The following is a 353-nucleotide window of genomic DNA, read 5'->3' as shown; positions in this document are numbered from 1 at the left end:
CACCCGTACCAACACAGATATCCTCTTTACCGCTATAGCGGTAAAGAAGCACCTTAAAGGCTGACAGCAAGGTCATATACAGCGTAGCACCATGAGCATGGCTCAGGGTTTTTAATCCTTCGGCGGTATTTTGGTCAATACTAAAATATACATGTGCCCCTCCAATGCCTTGCACTGCCGGGCGGATATGATCGGCAGGCAGCTCCAGAGGTGATACGTTTTGTAATTTCTCTTTCCAGTATCCTAACTTCTTATCCAGAACTTCTTCTTGTAAGATCTGCCGCTGCCATATCGCATAATCTGCGTATTGTAGTGGTAAAACCGGCAACTCAGGTTTACGCTGCTCTGTAAAC

1 protein-coding gene is annotated in these 353 nt (G+C 46.2%); it reads right to left on the bottom strand.

Translation table 11 applies throughout. From position 1 onward, the window contains the following. The coding region (locus tag WG906_RS19350) for a condensation domain-containing protein (RefSeq protein ID WP_339994542.1) at positions 1 to 353 on the bottom strand (353 nt) is incomplete at both ends.

It is taken from the genome of Pedobacter superstes (assembly GCF_037622515.1).
GTDB classification, from domain to species: Bacteria; Bacteroidota; Bacteroidia; order Sphingobacteriales; family Sphingobacteriaceae; genus Paradesertivirga; species Paradesertivirga superstes.
The sequence above is the reverse complement of the archived record's forward strand: the minus strand, read 5'-3'. Positions and strand labels throughout refer to the sequence as shown.